This window comes from Microcoleus sp. D3_18_C2, assembly GCF_036702395.1.
Taxonomy (GTDB): domain Bacteria; phylum Cyanobacteriota; class Cyanobacteriia; order Cyanobacteriales; family Microcoleaceae; genus Microcoleus.
In genome coordinates this window covers 48,102-69,506 of the sequence record NZ_JAUBTG010000012.1, presented here as the reverse complement: position 1 = coordinate 69,506, position 21,405 = coordinate 48,102, and the positions used below count along the sequence as shown (strand labels likewise).

The following is a 21,405-nucleotide window of genomic DNA, read 5'->3' as shown; positions in this document are numbered from 1 at the left end:
TCAATTCTCAGCCATCTTCAGTCCTCTTCCAGAGGACTTGCGCTGTGAGACAGGGATTTCAATCCCTGTCGAACTGTCGAACTGTCGAACTGTCGGACTGTCGGACTGTCGGACTGTCGGACTCTGGTACTCAACGAGAGGCGAGTTGATCCTGGATTTATTTTGGTTTCACTCTTGACATTGACACTAATGTCAAGGTTTAAGCTACAGGAGTCATTCTACCAAATCAAGCTTTACAAATGACTTCTAATTCTTTGTCAATTTCTCGCATCTCCCAGTTAGCAGAAGAACATCCCGACGCTTTAACAGCCGCCCTGTGCGGAATTTTAGTAATCTTGGGTTCCCTAGCCCTGCAACTCGGCTGGCTGGGTGTAGCCGTGTTAATCTTACCCGCAGCTTATGTTATCGGCGGCTATTCCAGTACCCGCGAAGGCTTAACTACCCTTTTTCAAGAACGCGAATTAGATGTAGATTTGTTAATGATTGTCGCTGCTTTGGGCGCGGCAGGTTTGGGGCTGTGGCGGCAAGAATATCATTTAATTGTTGACGGTGCGGTGTTGATTTTAATCTTTGCAATTAGCGGCGCCCTTGAAGGTTATGCTATGCAGCGGACTGAACGCAGCATCCGCAGTTTGATGAGTTTGACGGCAGATACTGCTAGGGTGGTAATGTACGGCGTGGAACGCGAAGTTGCGATCGACAAATTGGAAATTGGCGATCGCATTTTAGTCAAGCCCGGAGAAATCATCCCCACAGATGCGATAATTATTGAAGGCTACAGTGCGATCGATCAAGCCTCGATTACCGGCGAATCGATGCCCGTGGAAAAAACCAGCGGCGATGAAGTCTATGCAGGTACAATTAACGGTGTCGGCGCGCTGAAACTCGAAGTGCATAAAACTCCAGAAAGCAGCTTGATTCAGCGAGTGATTCGGCTAGTTCAAGAAGCGCAAACAGCAGCGCCACCTTCTCAAATGTTTGTGGAAAAATTCGAGCGCGGTTATGCCAAATTAATCGTCGGTTTAGGCTTGCTTCTCGCAAGCTTGCCGCCCTTTGTTTTGGGCTGGAATTGGGAAGAGACAATCTATCGGGCGCTGATTTTCCTAGTAGTCGCGTCCCCCTGCGCGCTGATGGCTTCGATTATGCCCGCGCTGCTTTCAGGAATTGCTAACGGGGCGAGACAGGGAATTTTGTTTAAAAGTGGCGCGCAATTAGAGATGATTGGTAAAGTCAGGGCGATCGCCTTTGACAAAACCGGAACACTCACCACGGGAAAACCCGAAGTTATCCAAATTGTACCAGCAGCCGGATATACTGAAACAGAAGTTCTGCAATTAGCAGCAGCCCTAGAAGCTCATTCCGAACACGCGATCGCCCATGCAATTGTCAGCGCCGCCCAGCAGCAACAGTTACAATTGTCAACCGCTACCGACGTACAAGCAAAAATCGGTCAAGGAATTATCGGCAAAGTCAACAATCAAATCATAGCCATTGGTAAAGCCGAATTTCTCGAAGCAACCTCCGAATTGACTCAAATCAGCCAGCAGTTACAAGCCGAAGGTAAAACAGTTGTTTGGGTGGCAAAAGGCGAGCAACTTTTAGGAATCATTGCAGTAGCAGATACCATCCGCCCCGAAGCAGCAGCAACAGTAAAACACTTGCAAAAATTAGGCGTAGAACATATAATTATGCTAAGCGGCGACAACGAGCAAACAGCTCAACACATCGCCCGCCAATTAGGCATCAAAGAAGTGTACGCCGAACTTTTGCCAGAAGACAAAGTGCAGGCAATAAAACAACTGCAAACCCAGTATCAAACTGTAGCAATGGTAGGAGACGGCATCAACGACGCCCCCGCCCTCGCTCAAGCTTCCGTGGGCATTGCGATGGGAATTTCCGGCAGCGACGTTGCTTTAGAAACTGCTGATATCGTATTAATGGCAGATAAATTAGAGCAACTAGCTAAAGCAATTAGTTTAGGCCGCCGCGCTCAAAAAATTGTCAAACAAAACATAGTTTTTGCACTCAGTTGCATTATACTGTTACTGGCTGCCAATTTTCTCGGAAACATCACCATGCCTTTAGGCGTAATCGGTCATGAAGGGTCTACAGTAATAGTCACATTAAGCGGTTTGCGACTGCTCAGAAATTAGACCAATCGAGACAGAGGAAGAGTGATATCAAACCCGCTCTTCATCGGAATTATTAGTCTCTCTCTTCTCTTCCTCTGCGTTCTCTGCGTTCTCTGCGGTTAAAAAATCCAAATATTAAGAAAAACTACAATTTGTGTTTGCGTCACTCAAAACACGCTACCGTCAAAAGTATAGAATCATACCAAAATCTAAAGTTGCTCGAAACTGCAATAAAAATTAACCTAGAAAAAGTCTAGAAAATGGTATAGAACTGATTGCACCAAGAGCAATAGAAAACAAGTTTTCTGTTGGAGGCTATTATGAACCACAAAGTCCTTGGGGCCACGCGAAACGTTGCAATTGTTGGCCCTTATTTAAGCGGTAAAACCGCACTGCTGGAAAGTTTGCTATCGGTGACAGGGACAATTACCCGCAAAGGAAATGTCAAAGATGGCAACACAATAGGTGATAGTTCGCCGGAAGCGCGCGATCGCAAAATGAGCGTAGAAGTAAACGCCGCCACCGCTGAATATCAAGGCGTCCGCTTCACATTTCTCGACTGTCCGGGCTCGGTAGAATTTGTCCAAGAAACTTACAATGCACTCATCGGTGTGGATGCGGCAATAATTGTTTGCGAACCCGTTGCCGATCGCACTTTAACCCTCGCACCCCTGTTTAAATTTCTCGACGATTGGGAAATTCCCCACCTAGTTTTCATCAACAAGATCGATCGAGCTTACACAGACGAAACTACTTGTGGCACCAACTTCACCGAGGTGATCGACGCGCTCAAATCCGTTTCCAGTAGACCGATCGTACCTCACCAATATCCGATCGGCAAAAACGAACAAATCATCGGTTTTATCGACTTAGTAACCGAACAAGCTTACCACTACCATCCGGGCGCCGCCGCAGATCCCGTCCCGCTTCCAGAACACCTCAAAGCAGAAGAAAGCGCAGCGCGGCAGCAAATGCTCGAAGAATTGGCGAATTTTGACGACCATTTACTCGAAGAATTGCTCGAAGAAATCAATCCCGACGCCGAAGAAATTACCCGCGATTTAAAGATGGAATTAGGCGCAGATTTAATTGTGCCAGTATTCATCGGCATCGCCGAACAAGATTTCGGCGTGCGGCCTCTGCTGGAAGCTTTGCTGAGGGAAGCGCCGACACCGGAAACAACAGCCGATCGCCGCGGCATTATACAAAGTGAAAACAAAGTTCTCGCTCAAATCCTCAAAACCTATTACACGCCACAGGGAGGCAAACTATCGTTAGTGAGAATGTGGCGGGGGACGCTGACAGATGGAGCAAATTTGAACGGCGTTCGAGTTAACGGTTTGTACCGCTTGACCGGCCAGCAAACGCAAAGTTTGCAGTCTGTCAGCGCCGGGGAAATTGTGGCTGTGGGAAGGCTAGAAGGCTTGAAAACAGGCGATACGCTGGGTTCGGAGGAATTATTGCCAAAAGCCGAAATTATCTCCCCTGTCTACGCACTGGCGATCGTCCCAGAAAAGCGCAACGATGAAGTTAAGCTGAGCTCCGCTTTAGCTAAATTACTAGAAGAAGACCCATCTTTAGTCTGGGAACAGCACGGCGACACTCACGAAATTATACTTTGGGGTCAAGGCGAAATCCACCTGAAAGTAGCCCTAGACAGGTTGCGCCGTAAGTATAACTTGCCGATGGTAACTCACTTACCGCAAGTGCCGTACAAAGAAACCATCCGCAAACCAGCATCTTCCATCCACGGGCGCTACAAACACCAAAGCGGCGGGCACGGACAATTCGGCGACGTGTACCTCGACATTCAACCGCAGCCTCGCGGAGAAGGTTTCACCTTTAGCGACAAAATAGTCGGCGGAGTCGTCCCAAAACAGTACATTCCCGGCGTTGAAGTCGGAGTGCGCGAGTATTTGGATCGCGGCCCGCTGGGTTTCCCCGTGGTAGACGTAGCGGTGACGCTGACGAACGGTTCCTACCATACCGTTGACAGTTCCGAACAAGCTTTCAAGCAAGCAGCGCGTTTGGCGATGCAGGAGGGAATGGCCAAGTGCGAACCGGCCTTGCTGGAGCCGATTGCCAAAGTTGAAATTTGCGCTCCGAACGAGTGTACATCAAAGGTGTTGCAGTTGGTCAGCGGACACCGGGGCCAAATTCTCGGCTACGAAGGTAAAAAAGACTGGAAGGGATGGGATGCAGTTTCTGCTTATTTGCCGATCGCCGAAATGCAGAATTTGATCGTAGAATTGCGATCGCAGACAATGGGAGTAGGATTTTTTAATTGGGAGTTCGATCGACTGCAAGAAGTGCCGGAACCTTTAGCTAAGCGGGTTTTGCAAACGACTGGCGGCAATGGAAACGGTAAAAGTTAAGCTGTAGGGGCGGGTTTCACCAACCATATCGGGAAGAATTGAAAGGATAAATAAACCCGCCCCCGCCCCACGGTCAATCTGAATGTACATTTCGATTTATCGTGGGGAGAGGGCGGGTTTTCGAGATTGTTTGTTTGGGGCGATTATGGTTGGTGGAACCCGCCCCTACCACATCGCAAATTATACGATCGCGAATCAACGAGACATGATATTAGAAAACTCGATAATTCATCCGTGTATCCGTGTCAAAATCCGTGTCGTGCCTTCTTCCTTACCCTAAAAAGAAATAATCAAGTAACCATTCAGGAACTTAGCACCAGTAACAGACTTTCCAGTTAGCGCCGGAGGCAGCAAAATATTGCGCCGCTGATCGCCCGCTTCGATCGTCACTTCCGGCCCCGATTGAATCAATTTAATTTCTTTCTTGTCAAACCCAGGCAAAAACAAACTAACTTGACGCTGTGCAATGTTTATGTTAATCGGTTTAGGAGCTTTTGCGGCCTCCGAAAAATCTGGCAAAGCATCAATTAGCGACTGCCAATTATTGTCACTGTGCGCCGGAACCGAAACAGCCGTCAAAGGATCAAACTCGGCAGTAATAGCTTCTGTAACCGGTGCTTGATTAACAATGACACCGCCCACAGTCAAACTAACTTGTTGAGAACTTCCCCAAAGATAGCGGGCAGTTGCGATCGCGCTTGCATCCCCAGTCGTCACCAAAAAAGCCGCCGTGCGGTTAGGATCTGCCAGCGCTTCCTTACCCTTATCCAAGAGATTATCGACTTGCTTAGTAGATTGAAAAGCATTGTCTCCCGACATATCCACAGTCAACACGGTACTGACAAGCGGTTGAATAAAAGGCGACGACGACAAAGCTTTACCCAAATCCGAATCTACCAAAGCTTGACGGAAGCGGCGGATGTACCAACTCAGAATTTCCGGCATTCCCAGCATCCGCAGCGTATCCATGCCGCCATTGCCGTCATAAACAATTACATCGTATTGTTTGCTGTCGTCGTATTCCCGAAGTTCATTCAACGCCAGCGCGCTGTCCATTCCCGGTAACACCCCTAATTCTTGACCGTAAATCTGCTTGAAAAACGGAGTACGGACATATTGAGCTTCTAGTTGTTTAACTTCGTCCCACCTGCGTTCTAGCAGTGGCCCGCTTTGCACCTGAACTGCTTTGAGGTTGGGGGCGATTTCCTGGGGGTTGAGAGTCAGGGGAGTCCCTAGCAGAATACCCAATGCAGGGCCCGGATCTTGGCCGAGCAGCAGAACTCGCTTGCCTTGAGCCGCGTATTTTTTAGCTGTTGCGATCGCGATCGTACTGCGGCCAGTGCCGCCTTTGCCCAAAAATGTCAAAATCAAAGCCATTTTCTGTTCTCACTGCCAAAGCTTACTCTTTAACATTTAAGCGCAACCTTCAGCCAGAGTGGGGGAGGGGGAGAGTGAAGGAAGAGGAGAGTCGGCGAGTGGGAGAGTGGGAGAGGGGGAGAGTAGGAGACGAAAGGAAACACAGTTAAATTCAATCCGTGTATCCGTGTCCGAATCCGTGTCGTGCCCCCTCTTCCTTCTACATCTGTTAAACGGGTTCTAGCTCATCTTCAAAAAACCAAGTCGCAAAACCGTCAAACTTGACAACCACACCTACTCCGCTACCGTCAACCATTCTGAATCCGTCAACAGTGCCTATTGGATTCTCCTTTATCTTGCCCACCATATTTGCAGGTATCCGATCTCTGAGACGGCGCACCTTCACTCTCTGACCTACTTCTATTGCCACTGAAATTGTTCTCCTGCTCTATATAACCTATATACAACCGTTTATTTTACAGTTTGGCGTCTACTTCTCAACAGCAACGCCAGCAGGCGATCGCTCCCGATGATTTTCCATCGAAATTTCCACCAACTTTCCCTAAAAGACGGTATTCTAGTCGGAGTTTGTCGATCGTCTACCCTGATTCGCTTGGGTTTGCTTCATAATGTTCCACAGCGGCAAGCTCCACTGTCAGAGGCTGTTCACCACTTAGATAATTATTTTTTATCGCTTCGCAAAAACCATCTTTTTATTAATTGCCACAACTACAGAATTTATCCCCAATTAGTCATCCTTCCGGCAGAAGCCAAAAGGCATTCACAAGCAGTAATTAATTTTATCTTTGCTATATATAAATCTCCCCTCTCTCACGTTGAAAACGGCTAAAGTAGATGCTGCCAAGCACTTTGACTAGGGTTTGCTAATTTTCCCTAAGCTCATATTTTAGTAAAGTGCCATGTTGTAACAGTTTACTAAAATATGAACATAAAAAAAGTTTTAATGCTAAACTTTCAGGCTGATAAAGTTTATTTTTACTGCTGTGTTACGGCATAAAAAATGGAACGATTTCCGGATGTATGCCGTCTGATAGAGGAAAGGAAGTCGAGGAACTTCAATATGACAAAATTGAAATTATGAATAAAATGTTTACGTGTGGGCGATCGACCAAAATTCCGCTCCTAAGTTTGTCCTTGGCTGTGCTGGCGAGTCTGTCGCCCTTTCGCGGGACGATCGCCAGTCCGCCCTCTCCATCCCCCAAACAGCCCTCGAACCCTACTAAAATTGTCTCAGTCGATCGACCGCCAGCATTGCCAACCGCCTCAAAATCTCCAACAAATCCGGCAACCGTGGCGGCGAATCCATCCCCAGCAGACACGATAAACGCCCAGGGAACAGCGGCCGCGCGATCGCTCGAAATAGAAGAAATCCGCGGTACAGTAAGCTTTAAAGGCCGGCCAGCGGTCGTGGGCGATCGGCTACTCGCCCCCGGAGACGAAATCATCACCGGCCCCAATTCCACAGCCCGTTTAGGCATCGACAACAACATCGGCACCGTGGAAGTTGCCGAAAAAACCACACTCAGAATATCCGATTTGTCAAGCCGTGCAGGCGGCGAAAAAAGCACAGCCATTTTTGTCAGCAGGGGGCGAGTCAGGTTGTCGATCGGCAAAACTGCTGCTGCAACTCCCGCAGCCACCACCTCAACAATTATCCCGCCGAACCAAATAGCCGCCCTCAATACCTTCAGCGGACTCGGCAAATCCAGTCAAATTGCCCAACAAACCCGTTCTGCCAGAACCGCCCCAATCAGGGTTGAAACCCCAGAAGGCGTTGCCGGAGTCCGCGGCACATCCTTTGGCGTCAGCGTCGGCGGTGGCAAAACCGCAGTCGAAACTATTGAAGGTGCCGTCGTAGTATCCGGCAGCGCCGACTCGGAAGTAATTGTCAACAGTGGCAACTCCACGACAATTTTCCCTCAAACCTCCCCCGTGGCGCCCTCAGCCAGCCCTCGCCTAGCTAAACTCAAAGTCCGCAGTTTATTGAGAGTCAGCGGCAATATCTATCGCCTCAGCGGTCAAATTAACCCGATCGACACAGTTTATGTCAACAACGAAGAAATTAAGATCGATCGAAAAGGCAACTTCAAGATCCAAGGAATTTTACCTCCAAGCCGCCGCCTCGAAATCGTAGTGCGAGGCCCGTCAGTCACAGAAAGGCATTACAGCTTCGCAGTTCGCTAAACAACCTATCGTCGCGAGTAATCTACGCGGGCCGTCTCTGAGGACTTGAATTATATCTAAGATGTTGCACCATTCTCAATAAGCCCTAGGGGCGGGTTCGCCAACAGCCTTAAAGCTTGCAAATAGGTTCTATAAACCCGCCCGACCCCACGAAAAAGCCTGTTCTTGACAATGGTGCAAGATGTGAGTTAGATCCTAAGTCGTATCAGGGTTGATTATTTTGTGTAGGTGCGAAGCATTTTGCCATGAATCTCGGTAGTCAAAATAAAGATATTTTGCCCCCACCCTTCGCCCTTACGTTATTGTAAAACTTCATGACAATTCCCGCATCCAGGATACCCGCCACGTGATTCATCCGTCCAAAAATAAAAAACCTGTATCCGATAAAGGAGCCCCCGAATTTATCTCGCGCAAGTCAATCTAAAATCTAAAATCTAAAATCTAAAATCGATTGACTCCCACTCCTCTCGAAATTGTGACTCGAATGTCAATGATTGCGTCAAATTAATTGCATGAAGTTCAAAAAATGGATCGATCATCTCAAACAAAATAAACTGCTCGGCCTGCAGCAACATATAACCACAAATCCTCCCTGGATCACAGGGGGATTAGTAGGTATACTGTCTGTAGCCATGCTGCAAGTGGGAATGTGGAAACCCCTTGAATATTTGGGGTACAAAACCCTATTTCAAATTCGAGAATCGGGAATTTTGCCAAATCCCGGATGGGATCAGAGAATTGCGGTAATTGCGATCGAACGGCATTCCTTGCAAGAATACGGTCAATTTCCTTGGTCTCGCAACCGCTACGCCCAACTGCTAGAAGCACTGAAAAAATCTCCCCCCACAGCCGTTGGTTTTGACATTCTTTTCCTCGATCCAAGTCCGAAAGATGATATTTTAGCCGCTGCAATCGCCACCAACGGCAAAGTTGTACTCGCTAAAACCACCAAAGAAGAACCCGTAGCATCTTTAAAAGCAGCAGCCGCAGGTGTCGGCCACATCGGCCAGGAACCCGATAGCGACGGTATTAGCCGCGAGTCAAAAATCTTTCTCAACGGGATTCCTAATTTCGGTTTAGCAATGACTCACAGGTACAATGCTGCTAATCCCCAAGATCCAGTATTGCTCCCACAGTCCAAAAATAAGCAGGAAAAAAAAGTCTGGGTTAACTGGCCAGGGAAAACAGAAAATCTACCTACCTATGCTTTTGTTGATGTCGTAGAAGGTAGAATTCCAGCAGATTCTCTGACTAATAAGTTAGTTTTAGTGGGCATAGTTGCTACCGGTTTCGATCCGATATCTTCACCTCTCAACAAGACTACGGCTGGGGTTTATTTATATGCAGCGTTGATTGACAATTTGCTCAATCAACGCTTGCTGCAGCGGCTGCCGGTACTCGTAGAAATTTTGTTATTGTTGGGGATTGGCCCGCTTACCGCTTTGGTTCTGGGCAACCGAGGTGTTAAAGAGAGAATTGCGATCGCTCTCGGTTTGCCTATAATTTGGATTGGGGCTGCCGCTTTGTTATTTGGCTTCTTTTTTTGGTGGGTTCCGATTGCCGCACCTATCGGCACTCTCATTTTATCTAGCACTGCTTTGCAACTTCGGGAACAGTACGAAAAGCAGCAGTTGATGAGGTTATTTGAAAAGCACGTCGATCCAGAGACTGCTCAGCTTATTTGGCAACGCAAAGCTGAGATATTTGAACAGGGAGAACTCGAACCTCAAGAACTTACAGCAACGGTGCTGTTTATGGATATTCGTAGTTTTACTTCAATTTCAGAAAAAATGCCACCGCGGGATTTGCTCACCTGGCTGAACAATTATTTGGAAGCGATGACTAACTGTATTATGGATCACGGTGGCGTTGTAGATAAATACATCGGTGATGCAATTATGGCAGTTTTTGGAGTGCCTTTTTGCCATAGCGAATATGCAGAAATTCAACAAGATGCTTTGAATGCAGTTGCGGCTTGTATTGCGATGCACGAACGGCTGCACCAACTGAATCAGCAGCTTAGAAGTGAACGCAAACCTTTAATTAAGTTTGGCATCGGTTTGCATACCGGACAGTTAGTTGCTGGTAGCGTGGGCGGTTCCCGGCGTTTGAATTATTCTGTGATCGGCGATGCTGTCAACATTGCTGCTAGATTGGAGGCGATGAATAAGGAAATTGTTTCTGACAGTCCTTTTAATTTGTTGGTGACGGCGAGGACTTTTGCTTATGTGCGCGATCGCTACGAAGGCAAAAAAGTAGGATCGATTCAATTGCGCGGCAAAAAAGAAGAGACTGTGGTTTATGCTATTTTGGGCGAAAAACATTAGTCAGTTGTCAGTTGTCAGTTGTCAGTTGTCAGTTGTCAGTTGGGAAAATTACCTTTTTCCCAATTCCCCATTAGACATTCCCAATTCCCAATTCCCCGTTCCTAATGACTGCGGACTAAGCTGTCGCGCATTTAATTGGGATAGTTATGTTAGTAAAAATCTTGTGGGGTGGGCATCTTGCCTGCCCTAAAAGTGAAAATTAAATGTAGTATAGCTTACTGACCAATCTAATCAAATACGCTTAGCCGCAAAGTTTTAGCTATTTTTTCTAACAGAAATAAGCCACCGATAGAATTTCCGTCTTTATCCAGGGGCGGACTGTAAAAGCCGATCGCCCCCTGGCCCGGAATTACCGACACCAAAGCCCCGCTAACTCCCGACTTGGCCGGCAACCCCACCCGCAGCGCAAAACGGCCCGATGCTTCATACAAACCGCAAGTTGCCATCAGCGCTTTGACACTACGGCAGTTTTCCCCCATTGCTCGATCGCCGCTATTTACCAAAACCATCCCCAGCTTAGCTAAATCCTCCACATTTCCCGACAAACAGCAGATGCGATTGTAGGTTTCTAAAGCAATTTCGGGATTTTGAATGTAACCCGATTCTACCATTTTCAAGGCGAGATTCCAATTGTTTTGATTCGGATTTTTCTTCACTGAATCGAGCATTAACTCGTCAACAAATAACTGACTGTTTGCCTGTTGATTCAGCCAAGTTCGCAAGTTTTGACAGCGGGACACAGCATTTTGACCGGGAATCAAAGACGCTAGGGCGATCGCCCCGCTATTAATCATCGGGTTTCTCGGCTTCCCTTGGTCTATTTCGAGTTGAGTTAAAGAATTGAAAGGCAGTTCCGAAGGCTCACACCCAACGCAGTCAAAAACCGTTTTTTCGCCCAATTCGCACAGCAAATAAAGCAGCACAAAAGGCTTGACTACACTCATCAGCGGGAATGTGTGAGCAATGCTACCCCAGCTCACAATTTGCGCGTCAATTGCCCGAATTTGCACGGCAAACCCTTGTCTGTCGGCTTGCGCTATGAGAGGTATGTACGCAGGGATTTGACCCGATTTACTGCGATTAATTGCCTCTTTTGCCCAAACTGCCAGTTGTTCCGGTTCCAAGGAAGATAGTTGGCTGGTGGATATTTTCACTCTCGATTATTTCGATCATTTTAAATTTTAGATTGCCATTCCTGGCGCGATATTGAGCCAGAAACCCCGTTTATTAACCGAATTGCGTCACTTGGGGCCGCTCCGGGAAGAAACTGGGTTTCTTCGGGGATCTCAACCAAGCTCGAACTTCAGGCTAGTCAACTACCCAGCATCAAGCGGAGTACCGCCGGAGATGTGGGCTTGTATCTGAACTCCACCGCAATTCCGAGAACCTTTGCAGAATCTCAGCTTTAGTTTCACCGCCCGACACATTAGGGGATGCTGACAAGCTCCCCGTACTCGTCCAGTCCTGCCGAACGAGCAACGTTCTCATGGCAATATTTCGCGCACCCACCAAATCAGCATGAAGCTCATGCCCGCAACACTCGCAACGAAACAATAGTCCTTTTTTAGGTCTATTGCCGGCCGAAGTGTGTCCACATTTTGGACAGCTTTGCGAGGTATAATTAGCTGGAACTTTAGTAGCTAAAGAGCCGTTCAAATTAGCTTTGTAGTCAATATAGCCGTGCAGTTCGGCAAACGACCATTTAGCTTTGTTTCGATTAGCTTTTCGCTGTTTTTTGCTAACCTTTTTACCAGACTTGGACTTGGTTCTATCCCGAATTCCGGTTAGGTTTTCCAGTCCAATTAAAGTATTAGGCTTTGCAATATCCTTGCTGATTTGGTGGTTCACGTCAGCGATAAACCGTCTTTCTCTTCCCGACAAAGCAATTAGTCTGCGCTTTGCCGAACGAGTGTCTTTACGCTGAAGAGTTTGTCTAGCTTTATGATAGCGGTTGGCTTTATGTCTAGCTTCTGAACCTGAGTAGAAATTAGACTTGTTTTGTAAGTCTGTTTCTACGGCTAAGTAGCGCATCCCCACGTCAACGCCAGAAACTCTAGTTATTTTCAGTGGGTCGAGTTCAGGGGTTTCTACCTCAATACTTACCATCAAATAGTAAACCTTAGAGGAACGCTGATAGACAATTTTAGCTGCTCCAACTTTGGAACCATTCGCAATGAAATCCAGATGCTTGTTGTAGCCATCATACGAGACTACTATTCGACCAGTCAGGGTAATAATACTCACCTTCTGCTCGGATTTAAACGAGTAGTCACGCTGATAATTCAAGGTACAGGTTCGAGAGATATACTTAGGGGGTTGGTCTAGTCCTTTGTACCGTTTCTTGGTGTACCCTTTAGCGATAGCATCGTTAGATTGTTTTACCTTAGTCCAGAGAGTTTTATACGTTGCCGAAACTTGTCTCGGTACATTGCAAGCCATCTGAGCGCCAAGTCCAAATCGAACTCGCAATTCATTGTAGACAGCCTTTTGTAACTTAGCACCATTGCTGGTTTTGTTCGCATCAAAAGCAACTTGTGAAGTATGATTCAAGGCATCGCGATAAGCCAAGGTAGTCTGAGATACCAAAGCTTTTTGCTCGGCATTCAGGTTTAGTTTTAGCTTGGCGGTGATTATTTGAGGCATTACTTTCACGAACTATGACAAAATTCAATCTCGTGAACATACAAAAAGCAAGTGGTGTAGCAAAATAATTTGTTCGCTCATCGACCGCCCCTCGCCTTCCAACACCTAAAGTCGTTGGTTTAGTTCGGGGCGGTTCTCTTCACTCACGCAAATTCCTCCCGACGCTCACCTGGGTACAGGTAGAGCGCGGGACTCCTTTTGATTTAGTTGACGTTTCTGTCCGCCGGGAGCAAATAAATTTTTCATAAAAAACCTGTACTTTGCATAAAAATCTCCCTTTCACCCGGATATATAAGTAGCAGCTTCAAGGCAAGGCTGCTATCTAAAACAAACCAGCACTAGCTGGAAATGCCTTCAGATTCTTATGTTTAAGCCCCAGCAAGGGGCGGGGTGCATATTTAACTTAATTCTTTCAGAGTTCGCGAAATCCTGTCCGGAAAACCCCCGAACCTTTAAGAATGTACTATCCAACCGGATTCACCAAAACCAGGATAAAAAAATGGCAGACGAACCGAAAGCTGAAGCACCAAAGCCCGCTCCCATGATTTTTAAGGGTGTGTGCAAGGAGGGAGTTCTCAAAGGCAAAGAAATTGAAGGCAAACTAGATATCAAAGTCAACGTCGAATCTGTAACAACCCCAGAAGCACCGCCCAAAAAATCCGAGTGGGAGCCAGTTATCTTTTGGGTATTGTTTGCATTCATGGCAAACTTGATTGTCGGCGATCCCGCCGGAATGAGAAAAAAATACAGCTCCCCACAAAGGTCTCATTCTCATCAGATGTTAAACCAATCTGGGGAGCAGTCGCTGTTGCCTAAGAAAAACACCAGCAACTTGCCACTTTAGGCCCTGGGAGCCTGCCAGCCACGCAAATAGTAATAGAAAGACCCGAAATATTCATCGAATACTCGTGTCGTAGTTACCAAAGCTTCTGCACTAGGCAGAAAATCTCCCGCGTCTAAGCGGAGTCTGGATTTCCCTCCTGCCGTGGGTTGAAAAGTGTAGAAGTCGGTAGCCCTAGGAATCACCTGGATTCCCATATTCGCAAAAGCGAGGCTGGCACGGCGCATCTGAATCGCAGATGTTACCAGGATTACTTTGCGCGGGGCGCCACGGCTGTCGAGTATCTTTCTCACTTCTTCGGCGCTGGTGCGTATGTTGCTGCCGTTATCGTCGAGAACGATACTGCTGCGCGGCACGCCCATGTTGTTTGCCAGCAAAGTCTCGATATCCTTCGCTTCCCCAACATAACCCTCCAACTCTGGTCTGGGGCCAGCGGTAACGATGACCATCGGTGCCACTTTTTGGCGGTACAAAACGGCAGCATAGGGCAGGCGATTACCTGTATCTGTCAGTTGAATCGCTACTCGGTTGGGGATGTGAGGCTGAGTGGTTCCCTTGCCTAGGAGAACTATCGCCGCTGCAGTTTCATCGCAGCAAGCTGTGCGGACGGCAGCAGCGGCGTCCCGTTCTGCTTGGTCGGCGAACCAGTAAGCGACAACTGGCATACTCGAAAGGATCAAAACTAGCAGGGCTGCCAGGATCATTCTCGGCGCCGGGTTGCGGATGCCCCCGTTCGTGATCAGCGCCGACGCAATCACCAGCAGAGTGATGGAAAAACCCAACGGCTTAAAGAAGAAGGCTATGAGCCCGAAAATCGCTGCTCCGACTGGTGTGTCTGGCGCAAAAAAAGCCAGGAACAAAAGGCTGATCAGCAGCAAAACGCGCAGTCGGTCTAATAACGGATTGTCTTTACCTCCTGATTGATCCCACCACGATTTGATCAGTGAGAACAGGAGGAATAGAAATAGAATGCGAGCTAACAGTTCTGGCATCTTGCAATATTCTGTGTCTTCATAAATTAGTACGGAAGTGTGGAAACGAGCGCAAATTTAGCTGCGGGAGGAAATACGGGCATCGGTGGGTTTTTAACTTTCGCGAATAACGCAGTCCGATCGCATTTATCCTGATGCTCGATTCCGGTCAGCTATCAACTATTGGTTGCAGGGTGTAAGCCCGCTACTTCCAGTCACAGATTGCTGACAGTTAATTGGTAATTGATAACTGGTAATGGTTGATTGGTAATTGGTAATGGATCGAACACGCCCCAGGTGGAATTGACAATTCAAGCCTGCTTTGTTCTGCCTACTTTTTTCCCCATTACCTGTTACCGATTCACCAATCCCAATTTATCGGCGCTTCAGTTGATTCCGAATTGCCTGCGTTACCGTTTGAATTACTTTAACACGAGCATAATACTTGTTATTGGCCGCAATTAGCGTCCAGGGAGCAGCCGGCGTGCTGGTGCGCTGAATCATTTGATTCACCGCTACTTCATAATAATTCCACTTTTCCCGATTCCGCCAATCTTCTTCGGTGAGTTTGTATTGTTTAAATGGATTGTTTTGCCGCTCTGTAAACCGCTTTAGTTGCTCGTCAGGACTGATGTGCAGCCAGAATTTAACTAAGACACAACCGAAACTGGTGAGTTGCTCCTCAAATTCGTTGATTTCCTGATAAGCTCTGCGCCATTCGGGTTCGGTGGCAAATCCTTCGACTCGCTCGACCAGCACTCTACCATACCAACTACGATCGCAAATGCCGATCTTACCAGCCGTTGGCAGCCGCTGCCAGAACCGCCAGAGGTAGTGATGCGCTTTTTCTTCGTCTGTCGGCACCCCAAAGGCATTAGCGATGTAACTGCGGGGGTCTAGGATGTCCGTCAAGCGTTTGATGGCTCCTCCTTTGCCGGCGGCGTCCCAACCTTCAAACAACACTAATACGGGGATTTCCTCTTCGTAGATGCTTTGTTGCAGTTTGCCAAAACGGGTTTGTTCCTCGCGCAGTTGCTGTTTGTATTCGTCGGGCGACAGCGATTGAGTTAAATCTACTTGGGCCAGCAAGTCGGGTTCGGTGGGTTGCAAGCTTTCTTGAGGTGGCAATTTCACGGGTGCAGATTGCATCGGCAGTCTGTCCAATGCTTCTGTAATTGTCGCTGCCATTTGCGTTAAAACTTTGACTCTCGCCCACCGTTGACAATCGCCTTCTACTAGCGTCCAAGGTGAGGGGCCCGTGCCGGTTTGGGCTACCATTTCTTCGGCAAAAGTTGTGTATTCTTCGTATTTTTTGGCTTGTTTCCAATCTTCGGGTCGCACTCGCCAAGCTTGTAATGCGTCATCTTCTAGTTTTTTGAGCCGATGCTTGAGTTCTTTTTTGCTCAGGTGAATCCAAAATTTGGCAATTGCGGCGCCGTCATCAACCATCTGCCGCTCGAAGGCGTTGATTTGCCTGATGGCTGTCGGTACTTCTGCGTCGGAGACTCGATCGAACAACCGGTCTTCTAAAACATGAGTGTACCAACTGTGGTAGAAAAAACCAATTTTGCCGCGGGCAGGAAGTTTCTGCCAAAACCGCCATAGGAAAGGATAGCCCCTTTCTGCATCTGACGGCGGCCAAATCGGGTGGACGGCAAACCCGCGCGGGTCCATGTACCCCACCATTTTTTTGACCAGCGCGCCTTTACCGGCGGCGGCCCAACCTTCGAGGACGATGATTGCGGGCAATTTTTTTTCTCTGCAGGCCAGTTGGAGCGATCGCAACTGCTGCATTAAAATTTCTATCTTGGCATCATAGGTTTCTTTATCCAGGGAAATATCTAAATCGAGGTTGTCGAGCATATTTACCTCCTATTAATCTGTAAAAAACAGTTTAACGTTAGTTTAACGTTTGGATAAAATTAAATCCTCAATTCAGGGGAAAACGTTATAAAAATTACAGTTACGGCTGGTTAAAAGCCGATCGCTCCTGCAATCAAATGCCAGCCTCGTTAATACTAGCAAGATTCCCTCGATTTCCAACTTGCAAAAAAAAACAGCTCAGGTTATAGTTGAAATAGGGAACTTTTAAATAAGTTCAACTTCTCCCCTCCCCCGATCGGGCGACGTAACAGGAGGAGCCCAAAATCCCTGAAAAAGGATTTATTGTAAAACAGAGCAAAAGTAAAAATCAACGACCCAGTGGGGGTGACAACTTCTTTACTTAGCTGTAGAAACTTTATTCAAACAATAGTAGTTACTTAAGCACCAAGCTTGGTAACGAAAGAGAGCGCGACTCATCGACATCCGACCATAAACTCACATACAAAACTAGCCCAAAAAGGCAAACCAATTTTTATGATTGCGCTATAAGATAAAACCTGAAAGCCTGGGTGATATAAACAGGTTTCTGAGTTTTATCGACACCATTCTCAAATACTAAAAACAGTTGAGTTGCGGGTTCGCGAACCCGCCCCACAAGAACATTTATTTCTTGTGGAACAGGCCGGAGTGCCTGTTACTGACATTTGTCCAAAATGTCGGAATTACTGTACTTGTTTGCCAATACCAACTAAGAGGAACAGTCCGAAATTACGGATTGCAAGTTTTTTATGAATATCTTGACAACACGCTCCTACAAGGACGAAACTGACTGGTGCGCGATCGCAAATTTGATCGATGCTTGCGAAGCAGTGGATAGACTCGGCGAAGAAGTCTCTGCAACTGAACTCAAGCTAATACTTGATGCCCCCAAACTCGACCAAGCCCGTGACGTGCAGTTGTGGGAAGATGGTAATTACAAACTGATCGGTTTGTCACTCCTAGATATGCCCGATTCCCCGAATGAAATAGACGCTTCTCTCTGGTTTTACGTGCATCCAAATGTCCGTAGCGAAGGTTTAGAAAAAGACATAATTAAGTGGGGAGAAAAGCGGCTGGGCGAAGTAGGAAAAGAACGCAATTTGCCGGCAAAATTGCGTACCTACAGCCGGGAGGACAAAACCGATGAGATGCGGCTATTAGAGAAACAGGGCTTTGAGGTCGATCGCTATTTTTGGACAATGGCCCGATCCCTCGCCGAACCCATACCCACACCCGAATTTCCCGCAGATTTTGCACTGACACACGTATCAGGAGAACAAGACATCCAACCTTGGGTAGAGATGTTCAACCAATCATTTATCGATCACTGGAATCACCACGATTTAAGTGCGGAAACCGTGCGTTATTGGATGCAAGACGCCAATTATCAGCCGGAATTAGACTTGATTGCTGTTTCGGGCGAGCGCAAATTTGCAGCTTTCTGCGACTGTCAAATCAAACCCCAAAAAAACGCCCGCAGCGGCACAAAAGACGGTTGGATTGAATTGTTGGGTACGCGGCGCGAGTTTCGGAAAATGGGTTTAGGAAAAGCGATGCTATTAGCTGGTTTGCATAAGTTGAAAGCAGCGGGTGCAAACACAGCTAAACTCAGCGTTGATGCTGACAGTTTGACAGGGGCGACAAAGCTTTACAAATCAGTCGGTTTCCGCCCGATGGAAACTTGGATAGAGTGGGCTAAGACAGTGTAAATTCGTTAGGGTGGTCAGAAACCGGGTTTTTGCGAAAATACTGCGTTAGAGCCTGTAGATTCGGTAAAAAACCCGGTTTCTTGGGTTTTGATGCGATCGCCCTTTTGGATCGAATGGGCGATCGTACTTTTATTATGTCGCGCACATTATGCTAGGATTAACTGATCAAAAATCATCCTAATTTCTATGACGCGATTCATTCACGATCGCTTTGCTAAAGAATACCTAGAAGAACTGCTTTCACCCATCGGAACAGTTAAGGTAGGTCGCGATGTGACTTCGGAAGTCCGAGAAATCGATGTTTATTTCACTCCAGGTACCGCAATTCCCGAATACTCATCAAGCCTGGGATTGTTGGGAAAAATGGCTGACACAACTGCAATTTTTGAACCGTTTCGCAATCCGGTAACTGTCAGCGAAGTCTTGAGCTGCATGAGTAAGTTATGGGATTTGCGAGGTGAATTGGAGCGGCAGGCGAGAAGAGAAAATACTCGCTATGATGAGGATCTGTTGCCCCGAATGTGGATTTTGACACCCACAGCATCGAAAGCGCTGGTGGAGGGTTTTGGTGGGATACCAAACCCTGAGAATTGGATCGAGGGAATCTATTTTTTCCCGGAGCACTGGCGAGCAGCAATTGTGGCGATTCACCAGTTGCCAGAAATCCCAGAAACCCTGTGGTTGAGGATTTTGGGGAAAGGGAAAGTACAGCAAAGGGCGATCGGGCAATTGAGTGCTTTAGCAACGGACGATCCGTTACGGATTATTGCGCTAGAATTATTGTATCGTCTACAGTCACATTTAGTAGTCGAAACCCAACAGGAACCTGAGCCAGAAGAGCGGGAGTTAATTATGGCGATTGCACCACTTTTTCAACAACAAATACAAGCAGCACAGCAACAAGCTAGAGAAGAAGGACTAGAACGAGGACTAGAACGAGGACTAGAACGAGGACTAGAACGAGGACTAGAACAAGGACTAGAACGAGGCAGACAAGAACAGCAACGCTTAATCTTAGAAAATTTTCTGCGAGTTAGATTTGGAGAATTAAGTCAGAGAATGACAGTGTTTTTATCTCCAATATCCAAGTTGCCTGCTGCGGAATTTACAGTGTTGTTGCTGGCAATATCGATGCTAACAGTTGATGAAGAAGGGCGGGAACAAGCTGTAAGATTATTGGCAGAAAATGTCTTGAGAATGTACCAAAATGAATTGGATGATATTCTGCCTACAGCCATTACCAATTTACTAGCATTGCCTGTGGCAGAATTGACATTGTTGGTAGAACAACTGCCGCAGTTATCGGCTGATGGAGTGAGGGAAAGGTTCGGGAAAATTCCTGAATAAACCTGTTGGAGTAGCTATAGAGTGCGATCGCCCTTTTGGATCGAATGGGCGATCGTACTTTTCTTGATTTCCTAAATCAACCGGAAATTAGCCGATGTAATCGCATTGGCACTCACTCCAATCATCACACCTAACTCCTCTCCTGTCAAGACATTTTTGATGATAGTTCCCTGAGTATTTTGAGTGATTGCTAACTGGCTAAAACTCAAACCTCCGCTTAATCCAATCAAATCTTGACCCAGAGTAAAATCAGCGATAATATCAAATCCTTGACCAGTTGTTAAGGCAAAGATATCGTTGCCGCTACCGCCAATCAAACTATCATTGCCCATGCCTCCATCAAGCAAATCGGAGCCTTTGCCCCCAGTGAGAGTATCGTTATCGGCGCCTCCGTAAAGAGTATCATTTCCTTCACATCCTCCCAGGATATCTGCTGCTTCGTTACCGTTGATTAAATCATTGCCTTCACCGCCGCAGCTCGGCTCAGAAACTAACAGCCAAACAGGGAGGCGAAAGCCTCCCTGTGATGAATTAGCGTATAGTGTCTTCGCCAGCAATCTTACAAGAAAGAGCTACTATTAAGAGCCGTTGGATTCAGATTATAAAGCACTCCCAAGTAGTTATTACCCGATTTAATCAGCGTTGATGCTACAGCATTTGTACCATCTAAGATGACATTAACTGACTCAAAAGTTAGTTGACTGAAAGTGGCACCAATCAACTTGATTTTATCGTCCGAAGTGAAGTCAGTAATCACATCAGCTTGAGAAGGGTTAGTAGCAGTATGTTGTAATACAAAGGTATCCTTTCCTGCACCACCGGTTAGTACATCGAAACCTCGATCGCCCCACAATGCATCATCCCCATTTCCACCAATCAAGACATCATTGTCCTTACCACCGCGTAAGAGATCATTCCCCTCGCCACCAGTGAGAGTATCATTGCCATTATTTGCACTCAAGAAGTCATTCCCATTACCACCAGACAATTGATCAGATTTTTTCCCCCCAAACAAGTTATCGTTACCATTACCGCCATCAATGGTATCAGCGCCTTCGTTACCATAGATGGTGTCATTATCGCCACTTCCCGTCAAGTTATCATTACCTGATAACCCGAATATAGGTTGACCAAAGGCTGATTGTGGGATACTGGTGTCATCATTATCAGTCAGTAGATATTGGTTATCTACCACTTGATTTTGTGGGAAATTAGTTGGTTCGCCGCGATCAATATTATTGAATGGTGGTGTGTTAATTACGATCGCCGTGGGTGTCGGTGTTGGTGTTACTGATGGTGTTGGTGTTGGTGTTACTGATGGTGTTGGTGTTGGTGTTACTGATGGTGTTGGTGTTGGTGTTACTGATGGTATTACCGTTGGTGCTGGTATTACCCTTGGTGTTCCCGATGAAGTCGGTGTTGCCGATGAAGTCGGTGTTGCCGATGAAGTCGGTGTTGCCGATGAAGTCGGTGTTGCCGATGAAGTCGGTGTTACCGTTGGTGCGGGTGTATTGACATTAACTTGGAAGACATCACTGATTGAGGCTTTCCCATCAGACGCACTGACTTTTACCTTCAAATTCCCCAGATCCGCCGTTGCAGGTGTGCCACCAAAGATGCCTGTTGCGGCATTAAA

17 protein-coding genes are annotated in these 21,405 nt (G+C 47.0%); 9 read left to right on the top strand and 8 right to left on the bottom strand.

Features of this window, described 5'->3' with window-relative positions:
• Positions 1 to 239: 239 nt before the first annotated feature.
• Together QUA88_RS10570 and QUA88_RS10565 are read left to right on the top strand one after the other, a co-directional pair.
• Positions 240 to 2,153, top strand: coding sequence for a heavy metal translocating P-type ATPase (locus tag QUA88_RS10570; protein WP_333271625.1), 1,914 nt, complete (start codon positions 240 to 242; stop codon positions 2,151 to 2,153).
• Positions 2,154 to 2,452: 299 nt separating this feature from the next.
• The gene (locus QUA88_RS10565) at positions 2,453 to 4,507 is read left to right on the top strand and encodes an elongation factor G (protein ID WP_333271622.1); all 2,055 of its coding nucleotides are present in this window, start codon (positions 2,453 to 2,455) and stop codon (positions 4,505 to 4,507) included.
• 276 nt (positions 4,508 to 4,783) lie between these two features.
• Here QUA88_RS10565 and QUA88_RS10560 read toward each other — a convergent pair whose 3' ends face one another.
• Both QUA88_RS10560 and petP read right to left on the bottom strand, forming a co-directional pair.
• Complete coding sequence (locus QUA88_RS10560; protein ID WP_333271619.1) at positions 4,784 to 5,884, bottom strand: Get3/ArsA fold putative tail anchor-mediating ATPase NosAFP; 1,101 nt, start codon at positions 5,882 to 5,884, stop codon at positions 4,784 to 4,786.
• A gap of 208 nt (positions 5,885 to 6,092) precedes the next feature.
• Positions 6,093 to 6,293, bottom strand: coding sequence for a cytochrome b6f subunit PetP (petP, locus tag QUA88_RS10555; protein ID WP_333271616.1), 201 nt, complete (start codon positions 6,291 to 6,293; stop codon positions 6,093 to 6,095).
• Between the two features lie 99 nt (positions 6,294 to 6,392).
• Between petP and QUA88_RS10550 the strand changes: the two genes are divergently transcribed.
• The 3 genes from QUA88_RS10550 (at position 6,393) to QUA88_RS10540 (ending at position 10,395) form a co-directional block, all read left to right on the top strand.
• Positions 6,393 to 6,713, top strand: a complete 321-nt coding sequence (locus QUA88_RS10550; protein ID WP_333271613.1) for a hypothetical protein — start codon at positions 6,393 to 6,395, stop codon at positions 6,711 to 6,713.
• A gap of 248 nt (positions 6,714 to 6,961) precedes the next feature.
• Positions 6,962 to 8,068: a FecR domain-containing protein gene (locus QUA88_RS10545; protein ID WP_333054276.1), complete on the top strand. Its 1,107-nt coding sequence runs from the start codon at positions 6,962 to 6,964 to the stop codon at positions 8,066 to 8,068.
• A 512-nt stretch (positions 8,069 to 8,580) separates the two neighbouring features.
• Positions 8,581 to 10,395 carry an adenylate/guanylate cyclase domain-containing protein gene (locus QUA88_RS10540; RefSeq protein WP_333271609.1) on the top strand — a complete coding sequence of 605 codons (1,815 nt, stop codon included), beginning with the start codon at positions 8,581 to 8,583 and terminating at the stop codon, positions 10,393 to 10,395.
• A gap of 227 nt (positions 10,396 to 10,622) precedes the next feature.
• On the opposite strand, the gene glsA is transcribed toward QUA88_RS10540, so the two are convergent.
• Both glsA and QUA88_RS10530 read right to left on the bottom strand, forming a co-directional pair.
• Positions 10,623 to 11,549, bottom strand: a complete 927-nt coding sequence (gene glsA, locus QUA88_RS10535; RefSeq protein WP_333207905.1) for a glutaminase A — start codon at positions 11,547 to 11,549, stop codon at positions 10,623 to 10,625.
• A gap of 172 nt (positions 11,550 to 11,721) precedes the next feature.
• Positions 11,722 to 13,038 (bottom strand): transposase, encoded by a 1,317-nt coding sequence (locus QUA88_RS10530; protein WP_333054273.1) that lies wholly within the window; start codon positions 13,036 to 13,038, stop codon positions 11,722 to 11,724.
• 499 nt (positions 13,039 to 13,537) lie between these two features.
• On the opposite strand from QUA88_RS10530, the gene QUA88_RS10525 reads away from it, so the two are divergent.
• Positions 13,538 to 13,882, top strand: a complete 345-nt coding sequence (locus tag QUA88_RS10525) for a hypothetical protein (protein WP_333054272.1) — start codon at positions 13,538 to 13,540, stop codon at positions 13,880 to 13,882.
• On the opposite strand, the gene QUA88_RS10520 is transcribed toward QUA88_RS10525, so the two are convergent.
• Both QUA88_RS10520 and pap read right to left on the bottom strand, forming a co-directional pair.
• Entirely contained in the window at positions 13,879 to 14,871 is a 993-nt protein-coding gene (locus QUA88_RS10520; RefSeq protein WP_333054271.1) for a YdcF family protein, read from the bottom strand. The two genes, QUA88_RS10525 and QUA88_RS10520, sit on opposite strands and share 4 nt — an antisense overlap.
• Positions 14,872 to 15,225: 354 nt before the next feature.
• Complete coding sequence (pap, locus tag QUA88_RS10515) at positions 15,226 to 16,713, bottom strand: polyphosphate:AMP phosphotransferase (RefSeq protein WP_333054270.1); 1,488 nt, start codon at positions 16,711 to 16,713, stop codon at positions 15,226 to 15,228.
• Between the two features lie 749 nt (positions 16,714 to 17,462).
• Here pap and QUA88_RS10510 point away from each other — a divergent pair.
• Both QUA88_RS10510 and QUA88_RS10505 read left to right on the top strand, forming a co-directional pair.
• On the top strand, positions 17,463 to 18,422 hold the full coding sequence (locus QUA88_RS10510; protein WP_333207901.1) for a GNAT family N-acetyltransferase: 960 nt from the start codon (positions 17,463 to 17,465) through the stop codon (positions 18,420 to 18,422).
• Positions 18,423 to 18,608: 186 nt separating this feature from the next.
• Positions 18,609 to 19,769, top strand: a complete 1,161-nt coding sequence (locus QUA88_RS10505; protein WP_333207900.1) for a flagellar assembly protein H — start codon at positions 18,609 to 18,611, stop codon at positions 19,767 to 19,769.
• Between the two features lie 71 nt (positions 19,770 to 19,840).
• Here QUA88_RS10505 and QUA88_RS10500 read toward each other — a convergent pair whose 3' ends face one another.
• Both QUA88_RS10500 and QUA88_RS10495 read right to left on the bottom strand, forming a co-directional pair.
• Positions 19,841 to 20,326, bottom strand: a complete 486-nt coding sequence (locus tag QUA88_RS10500; RefSeq protein ID WP_333271603.1) for a hypothetical protein — start codon at positions 20,324 to 20,326, stop codon at positions 19,841 to 19,843.
• 2 nt (positions 20,327 to 20,328) lie between these two features.
• Positions 20,329 to 20,964: a calcium-binding protein gene (locus tag QUA88_RS10495; RefSeq protein WP_333231620.1), complete on the bottom strand. Its 636-nt coding sequence runs from the start codon at positions 20,962 to 20,964 to the stop codon at positions 20,329 to 20,331.
• Between the two features lie 55 nt (positions 20,965 to 21,019).
• Here QUA88_RS10495 and QUA88_RS10490 point away from each other — a divergent pair.
• On the top strand, positions 21,020 to 21,405 hold a 386-nt coding region (locus QUA88_RS10490; RefSeq protein ID WP_333271601.1), incomplete at its 3' end, for a hypothetical protein.

What these genes read in the sequence shown, in the direction of transcription:
- QUA88_RS10570 (WP_333271625.1), top strand. Translation starts at nt 240, where the DNA reads ATGACTTCTAATTCTTTGTCAATTTCTCGCATCTCCCAGTTAGCAGAA.
- QUA88_RS10565 (WP_333271622.1), top strand. Translation starts at nt 2,453, where the DNA reads ATGAACCACAAAGTCCTTGGGGCCACGCGAAACGTTGCAATTGTTGGC.
- QUA88_RS10560 (WP_333271619.1), bottom strand. Translation starts at nt 5,884, where the DNA reads ATGGCTTTGATTTTGACATTTTTGGGCAAAGGCGGCACTGGCCGCAGT.
- QUA88_RS10550 (WP_333271613.1), top strand. Translation starts at nt 6,393, where the DNA reads ATGATTTTCCATCGAAATTTCCACCAACTTTCCCTAAAAGACGGTATT.
- QUA88_RS10545 (WP_333054276.1), top strand. Translation starts at nt 6,962, where the DNA reads ATGAATAAAATGTTTACGTGTGGGCGATCGACCAAAATTCCGCTCCTA.
- QUA88_RS10540 (WP_333271609.1), top strand. Translation starts at nt 8,581, where the DNA reads ATGAAGTTCAAAAAATGGATCGATCATCTCAAACAAAATAAACTGCTC.
- QUA88_RS10530 (WP_333054273.1), bottom strand. Translation starts at nt 13,038, where the DNA reads ATGCCTCAAATAATCACCGCCAAGCTAAAACTAAACCTGAATGCCGAG.
- QUA88_RS10525 (WP_333054272.1), top strand. Translation starts at nt 13,538, where the DNA reads ATGGCAGACGAACCGAAAGCTGAAGCACCAAAGCCCGCTCCCATGATT.
- QUA88_RS10520 (WP_333054271.1), bottom strand. Translation starts at nt 14,871, where the DNA reads ATGCCAGAACTGTTAGCTCGCATTCTATTTCTATTCCTCCTGTTCTCA.
- pap (WP_333054270.1), bottom strand. Translation starts at nt 16,713, where the DNA reads ATGCTCGACAACCTCGATTTAGATATTTCCCTGGATAAAGAAACCTAT.
- QUA88_RS10510 (WP_333207901.1), top strand. Translation starts at nt 17,463, where the DNA reads ATGAATATCTTGACAACACGCTCCTACAAGGACGAAACTGACTGGTGC.
- QUA88_RS10505 (WP_333207900.1), top strand. Translation starts at nt 18,609, where the DNA reads ATGACGCGATTCATTCACGATCGCTTTGCTAAAGAATACCTAGAAGAA.